At 65.9% G+C, this 6,264-nt stretch carries 9 protein-coding genes and 2 tRNA genes; 4 read left to right on the top strand and 7 right to left on the bottom strand.

Annotated features, from left to right (window positions below; translation table 11 throughout):
- Both Q7T84_RS11255 and sseA read left to right on the top strand, forming a co-directional pair.
- Positions 1 to 644 (top strand): pyridoxal-phosphate dependent enzyme (locus Q7T84_RS11255; RefSeq protein ID WP_304808800.1); only part of this gene is annotated, 644 nt, incomplete at its 5' end.
- Positions 635 to 1,486, top strand: coding sequence for a 3-mercaptopyruvate sulfurtransferase (gene sseA / locus Q7T84_RS11250; protein WP_304808798.1), 852 nt, complete (start codon positions 635 to 637; stop codon positions 1,484 to 1,486). The genes Q7T84_RS11255 and sseA, both read left to right, overlap by 10 nt.
- Before the next feature lie 41 nt (positions 1,487 to 1,527).
- Here the strand turns inward: sseA and Q7T84_RS11245 are convergent, their stop codons facing one another.
- Entirely contained in the window at positions 1,528 to 2,589 is a 1,062-nt protein-coding gene (locus tag Q7T84_RS11245) for an amino acid ABC transporter substrate-binding protein (protein WP_304808796.1), read from the bottom strand.
- Positions 2,590 to 2,731: 142 nt separating this feature from the next.
- On the opposite strand from Q7T84_RS11245, the gene Q7T84_RS21145 reads away from it, so the two are divergent.
- Both Q7T84_RS21145 and metC read left to right on the top strand, forming a co-directional pair.
- Positions 2,732 to 2,875 (top strand): hypothetical protein, encoded by a 144-nt coding sequence (locus Q7T84_RS21145; protein ID WP_370653648.1) that lies wholly within the window; start codon positions 2,732 to 2,734, stop codon positions 2,873 to 2,875.
- 12 nt (positions 2,876 to 2,887) lie between these two features.
- Positions 2,888 to 3,895, top strand: a complete 1,008-nt coding sequence (metC, locus tag Q7T84_RS11240) for a cystathionine beta-lyase (protein WP_370653649.1) — start codon at positions 2,888 to 2,890, stop codon at positions 3,893 to 3,895.
- A 69-nt stretch (positions 3,896 to 3,964) separates the two neighbouring features.
- On the opposite strand, the gene Q7T84_RS11235 is transcribed toward metC, so the two are convergent.
- The 6 genes from Q7T84_RS11235 to Q7T84_RS11210 form a co-directional block, all read right to left on the bottom strand.
- A tRNA-Arg gene (locus Q7T84_RS11235) sits at positions 3,965 to 4,041 on the bottom strand.
- A gap of 11 nt (positions 4,042 to 4,052) precedes the next feature.
- Complete coding sequence (locus Q7T84_RS11230) at positions 4,053 to 4,358, bottom strand: ETC complex I subunit (protein ID WP_304808794.1); 306 nt, start codon at positions 4,356 to 4,358, stop codon at positions 4,053 to 4,055.
- Between the two features lie 29 nt (positions 4,359 to 4,387).
- Positions 4,388 to 4,464 (bottom strand) — tRNA-Pro (locus tag Q7T84_RS11225).
- Between the two features lie 72 nt (positions 4,465 to 4,536).
- Positions 4,537 to 4,965, bottom strand: a complete 429-nt coding sequence (locus tag Q7T84_RS11220; RefSeq protein WP_304808792.1) for a PaaI family thioesterase — start codon at positions 4,963 to 4,965, stop codon at positions 4,537 to 4,539.
- Positions 4,958 to 5,518, bottom strand: a complete 561-nt coding sequence (locus tag Q7T84_RS11215) for a DUF192 domain-containing protein (RefSeq protein WP_304808790.1) — start codon at positions 5,516 to 5,518, stop codon at positions 4,958 to 4,960. The genes Q7T84_RS11220 and Q7T84_RS11215 overlap by 8 nt, the downstream gene beginning before the upstream one ends.
- Before the next feature lie 24 nt (positions 5,519 to 5,542).
- Positions 5,543 to 6,157 carry a cold-shock protein gene (locus Q7T84_RS11210; RefSeq protein ID WP_304808788.1) on the bottom strand — a complete coding sequence of 205 codons (615 nt, stop codon included), beginning with the start codon at positions 6,155 to 6,157 and terminating at the stop codon, positions 5,543 to 5,545.
- Positions 6,158 to 6,264 lie beyond the last annotated feature (107 nt).

Genomic DNA, 6,264 nt, shown 5'->3' with positions numbered 1-6,264 from the left:
TGCCCTATTCGAACCCGGACAATTATGTCCGCTATTCCGGGCGCTTGGCCGAAGAACTGAACGCCACGGAACCGGCCGGCGCGATCTGGGCCAACCAGTTCGACAACGTCGCCAACCGCCAGGCCCATGTGGAGACCACGGGCCCCGAGATCTGGGAACAGACGAACGGCAAGGTGGACGGCTTCATTTCGGCGGTCGGCTCCGGCGGGACCCTGGCTGGGGTGGCCGAGGCCCTGCGCGCCCGCAAATCCGAGATCCAGATCGGCCTGGCCGACCCTTACGGCGCCTCGCTCTATTCCTGGTACGCGGACGGCGAACTGAAGTCCGAGGGCAATTCGATCAGCGAGGGCATCGGCCAGGGCCGGATCACCGCCAATCTCGAAGGCCTGAAGGTCGATCGCCCCTATCGCATCGACGATGTCGAGATGCTGAACGTCATCTACGACATGGTCGAGCACGAGGGTCTGGTGATGGGCGGTTCGACCGGCATTAATGTGGCCGGCGCGATCCGCATGGCCAAGGACATGGGCCCAGGCCACACCATCGTGACCATCCTGTGCGACCAAGGCTCGCGCTATCAGAGCAAGATCTTCAATCCGGAGTTCTTGAAGGAGCGCGGGTTCCCCGTTCCGAAATGGCTCTGATCGTGGATCCCGTCGTCTCGACCGCGTGGCTGGCCGACCGTATGCGGACCCCGGACGTTCGCGTCGTCGACGGTACGTGGTTCATGCCGGCCGAGGGCCGCTCTGGCCATGAAGAATATCTCCAGGCCCACATTCCTGGCGCGGTGTTCTTCGACATCGACGCCATCGCCGATACGGCCAGCCATCTGCCGCACATGCTGCCCTCGCCGGAGGCGTTCGCGAAGGCGGCCGGCAGGCTTGGCCTGCCGCGGGATGTCGATGTTGTCATCTACGACACCCATGGCATCCGCTCGGCCGCCCGCGTCTGGTGGACGCTGCGCGTCATGGGCTATTCGAAGGTCTACGTCCTCGACGGGGGGCTGAAGAAGTGGGTCGCGGAGCGTCGTCCGGTCGAGGGTGGCGAGATCTTCCCACGCGCCGTCGAGATAGAGCCGATCTTCGACGCCGACCTGGTCCGCAACGCCGACGACGTCCGCGCTCTGCTGACCTCGGGCAAGGGCCGCGTCGTCGACGCCCGGGCCGCCAGCCGGTTCACCGGCGAGACCCCGGAACCGCGCGCCGGTCTGCGGTCTGGCCATATGCCCGGCGCCGCCAACGTCCCGTGGGAGGGCGTGATCGCCGGTGACGGCACGCTCAAGTCCCAGCGCGACCTCAAGGCGCTGTTCAAGAGCGCTGGTGTCAATCTGTCCAAGCCGATCGTCACCAGCTGCGGCTCGGGCGTCACCGCTTCGGTCCTGGCCCTCGCGCTGGCTCGGATCGGGCTGGACCGGGTCGCCGTCTATGACGGCTCCTGGACCGAATGGGGCGGCTTGCCCGATACTCCGGTCGTCACCGGCCCCTAGGGCCTCGCTCTGGTCTTCGAACCGGTATCCATTCGCCGGCTCTAGCGAACCGGCGGCGCGTAGAGCAGCCCAGGCTCAATCGCGGTCCACAAGGCGTTGTGTCCCCGCGCCAGCTTGAGCGCGGACCCTGGTCCCAGGTTCCGATCGAACACCTCGTTATAGGCCCCGACCTGGATGATCGCCTGATAGGCCCAGTCCGGCTTCAGCCCCAGCACCGCCCCCAGATCATCTTGCACGCCAAGCAGACGTCGGACCCGCGGATCGGTTGTGGTCTTGACCAGCTCCGGCGCTGATTTGGAGTCGACACCCAGTTCCTCGGCGGCGATCAGCGAGAACACCGTCCAACGCACGATGTCGGCCCAGGCCGGATCATCCTGGCGCACGACCGGACCCAACGGCTCCTTGGAGATCACCGTCGGTAAGATCACATGGGCGTTGGGGTTGTTTAGCAGCGACCGCGCCGAGGCCAGCGCACCCATGTCGGCGGTAAAGGCGTCGCACTCATCGGCCTGGTAACGCACCAGGGCCTCGCTGGTGTCCTTCACCACCACGGCCTGGTGCTTCAGTCCCCGCGCCTGGAAATAGTCGGCCAGATTGCTCTCGCTCGCCGTGCCCTTCTGGACGCAAATCCGCGCGCCGTTGAGTTCATCGGCGCTGGCCAGGGCCAAGGCCTTGGGCGCCAGGAAACCTTGGCCGTCGTAATAGGTGATGACGGGGAACTCGACGCCCTCGCCGGCGTCACGCGACAGGGTCAGCGAGGTGTTCCGTGACAGAATGTCGATCTTGCCGGCGCGCAGCGCGGTGAATCGGTCAGGCGCGGTCACCGGCGTGAACCGCACGGCGTTCGCATCTCCCAAGGTGGCGGCGGCGACCGCACGGCAGACATCGACGTCAAAGCCGCGCCAGGCTCCTCGATCATCCGAATAGGCGAAACCCGCCAACCCCGGATTGACGCCGCAGGACAACCAGCCGCGCGCCTTGATCGCGGCCAAGGTGGGGCTGGGTTTGGGCTTGTAGACACCCGGCGCGGGCTCGGTGACGGGGGGCGGAGCCGGCGGCGGCGGCGCGGGCTCCTCCTTGGGCTTGCCGCAGCCGGTGAGCACCAGGATGGCGGCCAGACAAATCCATGGTCCTGGCCGAGAAATACTGCGCCGAGAGATTGGCCGCCCTCCTTGATTGCTAAGCTGCTGAGGCCCTAAGTGGCCGCTGATTTTGGCTCCAGTTCGTTCCGGCCCGTCAACCCGCATGTCTCAAGAAACCCGTCTAATCCGCGCCGGCTCCACCTACGGCGACCTCGTCAAGACGGTTGGACCGCCGATCCAGCGTGGATCGACCGTCCTGCTGCCCTGCGCAGAGGCCCTGTACGACGATGACGCCTACCTGACCTAGGGCCGCGCCGGCCTGGCCGCGCACGACGCCCTGAAGTCGGCGCTTGGCGAGATGGAAGGCGCCTTGGGCGTCAGCCTCTATCCGTCGGGCCTCGCGGCTCTGACCGGCGCCATGCTCGCCGTGCTGAAGGCCGGTGACGAGGTGCTGGTCGTCGACAACATCTACAAACCCACCCGCCGGTTTTGCGATCAAGTGCTGGCGCGCTACGGCGTCACCGTCCGCTATTTCGATCCGCTGCTGTCGCCGGAGGACCTCCTGGCCTCGGCGACCGAAGCTACCCGCCTGATCGCCATGGAATCGCCAGGCTCCCTGACCTTCGAGATGCAGGATCTCGCCGCGGTGGCGCGCCTGGCCAAGGCCAGGGGTATTCTCACCCTGGCCGACAACACCTGGGGCGCGGGTTATCTGTTCAAGCCCCTGGCGCAGGGGGTCGACATCAGCGTCCAAGCCTTGACCAAATATGTCGGCGGTCACTCCGACGTCTTCATGGGATCAGCCGCCGCGAGCGATCCGGCTCTCGTGCGTCAGCTTGAGGACGGCGTGCACAATCTCGGCTGGGCCGTCGCCGCCGAGGACGCCTACCAGATGCTGCGTGGTCTGCGGACCCTGCCGACGCGGTTGGCCCGCCAAGGCGAGGCTGGCCTGAAAATCGCCGGCTGGCTGGCCAAGCAGCCCGAGGTCGCGCAGGTCATCCACCCGGCCCTCCCCGGTTCAGCCGGCCACGAGCTATGGGCGCGCGACTACAGCGGCGCCTGCGGCCTGTTCGGCTTTGTGCTGAAGCCTGGCTCGCAAGCCTGCGCCAACGCCTTCCTCAACGCGCTGAAGCTATTCGGCCTCGGCTTCTCCTGGGGCGGCTTCGAGAGCCTAGCCATCCTCTGCGACCCGCAACTCGGCAAGCGCAAGTTCGCACCGCGCTACGCCGGCCCGCTGATGCGCCTGCACATTGGTCTGGAAAACGAGGACGAGTTGATCGCCGACCTCCGCGCCGGCCTGGACGCCTACGCCGCCGCGACCGCCTAGGTTCAGCGGCGCCGGCCCTGACGGGCGTCTATTGGATTTTCAAAGCTAGCCTAGGGGCCTCGACCAACTTGGCGCGCCCAGCAGGACTCGAACCTGCAACCGTCCGCTTAGAAGGCGGATGCTCTATCCGGTTGAGCTATGGGCGCCCGGTCGCGGACTAATGCGTCCAGGGTTGCTTGCGGCCGAACGCGAAGTTGTCGGCGTAGGCCTTGATGATCGGTCTGGCGGGCTTGGGGTCTGAGATCTGGAACGCGATGCCGTGAGCCTGGGCGTAGGCGACCGCCTCGTCCTTGGTCTCGAAGGCCAGGCGGATCTGTCCGTCCATGTCGGCCGTGAGGGTCCAGCCCATCAGCGGATCTGCGCGCAGAGCCGAGGCCGACTCAAATTCCAGCACCCAGTCCTTGGTCTTGGCCTTGCCCGACTGCATGGCGTTCTTGGCTGGACGATAGATGCGCGCGAGCATGCGGACCCCTCAAACAATTCTGCCGGCGTTGGTCGGGGCGAGAGGATTCGAACCTCCGACCCTCTGGTCCCAAACCAGATGCGCTACCAGGCTGCGCTACACCCCGAATAACGCCGGCGAGGGGGTCCGATATAAGGCTTTGGCCTTTATCGCAAACGAACAAACTCGATTGACGCCATTAGGCGCGTTTATGCATCAATTTAAAGACTCCAGTGGCCCTCACCACGTCCACGCCCCGGACATGGGCGCGAGCCTCGACGAAGGCGACGTCCTTGGTCACCCGGGTGATCTTGCCCTCGCCCATCACCCAGTCGCCGACCCGGCCCATGTGCAGGAAGTCGATAGACAGATGGATGGTCACCGCCGTCTGCCGGGTGGCGCGAAACACCGTCGCGCCCATCAGGCCGTCCAGAAAGGCGCTCAGCATGCCGCCATGCACCAGGCCCAGCCCGTTGGCGTGGCGCGGCAAGGCGTAGAATGCCTGCTCGGTCAGTTCACCCATCTGGGCGCGATGGAAATAGGGGCCGTTGTGGCTGGAGAACGCCCCGCGCCCACCTGATTCGACAAAGCCTTCGGGCGGCGCGGGGACGACGTCGCGATCAATCACGCTTGAACATCCGATGCTCGATGCGGTCGCCGGGCATTAGGCCGATCTCGGCCGAGCGCCCTCCGGCCAGTTCCAGAACCCCCAGCGTCGGGCCGCCGGACGGAATCGGCGCCTCCGACAGCGGCGTGGTGTTGCGGGCGATGGACAGCACCGTGCCGTCCGGCCGGATGTAGATGATGTCGAGTGGGATCAGCGTGTTACGCATCCAGAACGCCACCTCGCGCGGGGTATGGAAGTCGAACAGCATGCCGCGGTCCGGCGCCAGCGACTTGCGGAACATGAGCCCCCGCTCACGTTCGGCGTCATTGTCGGCGATCTCGACAAAGAAACGCGTCCGGCCGGCGGGAGTGACTGTCTCAAGCGCCTCGAAGCCGGCGGGTGCTTCCCCAACAGCCCCCGCTGGCGCCTTCGCAGGCGCGCTCGGCGTCGCTGCGGGCGCTTGAGGCGCCGCAGGGACCGTTTGAGCGGCTGGCTGCTCTCTACAGGCCGCCAACAGCGCAAGCGCGCCGACGGTCGCGGTCAAGCCGCGTAGCGGCCCCGTCAGTCTGGACACCGGCGAACTCCGAGTTTCTAGGTCTTAGGTCAGACCTACAGACTCGATCTCGGCGACGACAAGCCCTTTCGGACCTTCGGCGAAACGCACCATGACGTCGTCACCAGGTTGCAGGTCCTCGATGCCGGCCCGTCGCAAGGTCTCGATGTGGACGAAGATGTCGCCGCTCTCCCCGTCGCGGACTACGAAACCGTAGCCTTTGGCGCGGTTGAACCACTTCACCTTGGCCCCCTCGAGCGGCCCACGCGGCGCCAGCGGCCTTCGCGGCTGCCTGGCCTGGAAGCCCCCATTGTCATAGCTGTCGCGTTCCCGACGGAAGCCGCCCTGCCCCTCGTCATGTCTTCGGCGATCCGACGGGGCAGGAGCCGACGTCTCGTCGACCTCCACGACCTCAGCCACCTGCCAGCCCTTTGGACGGCGGATCACGTCACAGACGATCACAGCGCCTTCCAGAGCGCTTTCGCGCCCGGAGTTCCTCAGACTGGTGACGTGAAGCAATACGTCCTTGAGCCCCGTTTGGTGGGGGTCGTCAGGCACGATAAAGCCATATCCCTTGCCGGCGTCGAACCACTTCACACGCCCACTGATCCTCACGGACTCTTCGTGCGGATCTGCTCCCTCGAATTCGTAACCAGACATATGCCCCTCTGGCCGAGGTCCCCCTGATCCTTCCGGACCTAGCCAGCGATAACACTGTTCTTGTTGGGCTACTGCCGTCAATGGGGCATTTTCCGACCGGTGCGCGC

Origin of the sequence: Phenylobacterium sp., assembly GCF_030654915.1 — a bacterium.
Taxonomy (GTDB): domain Bacteria; phylum Pseudomonadota; class Alphaproteobacteria; order Caulobacterales; family Caulobacteraceae; genus Phenylobacterium.
This window is presented reverse-complemented; position numbering and strand designations above follow the sequence as displayed.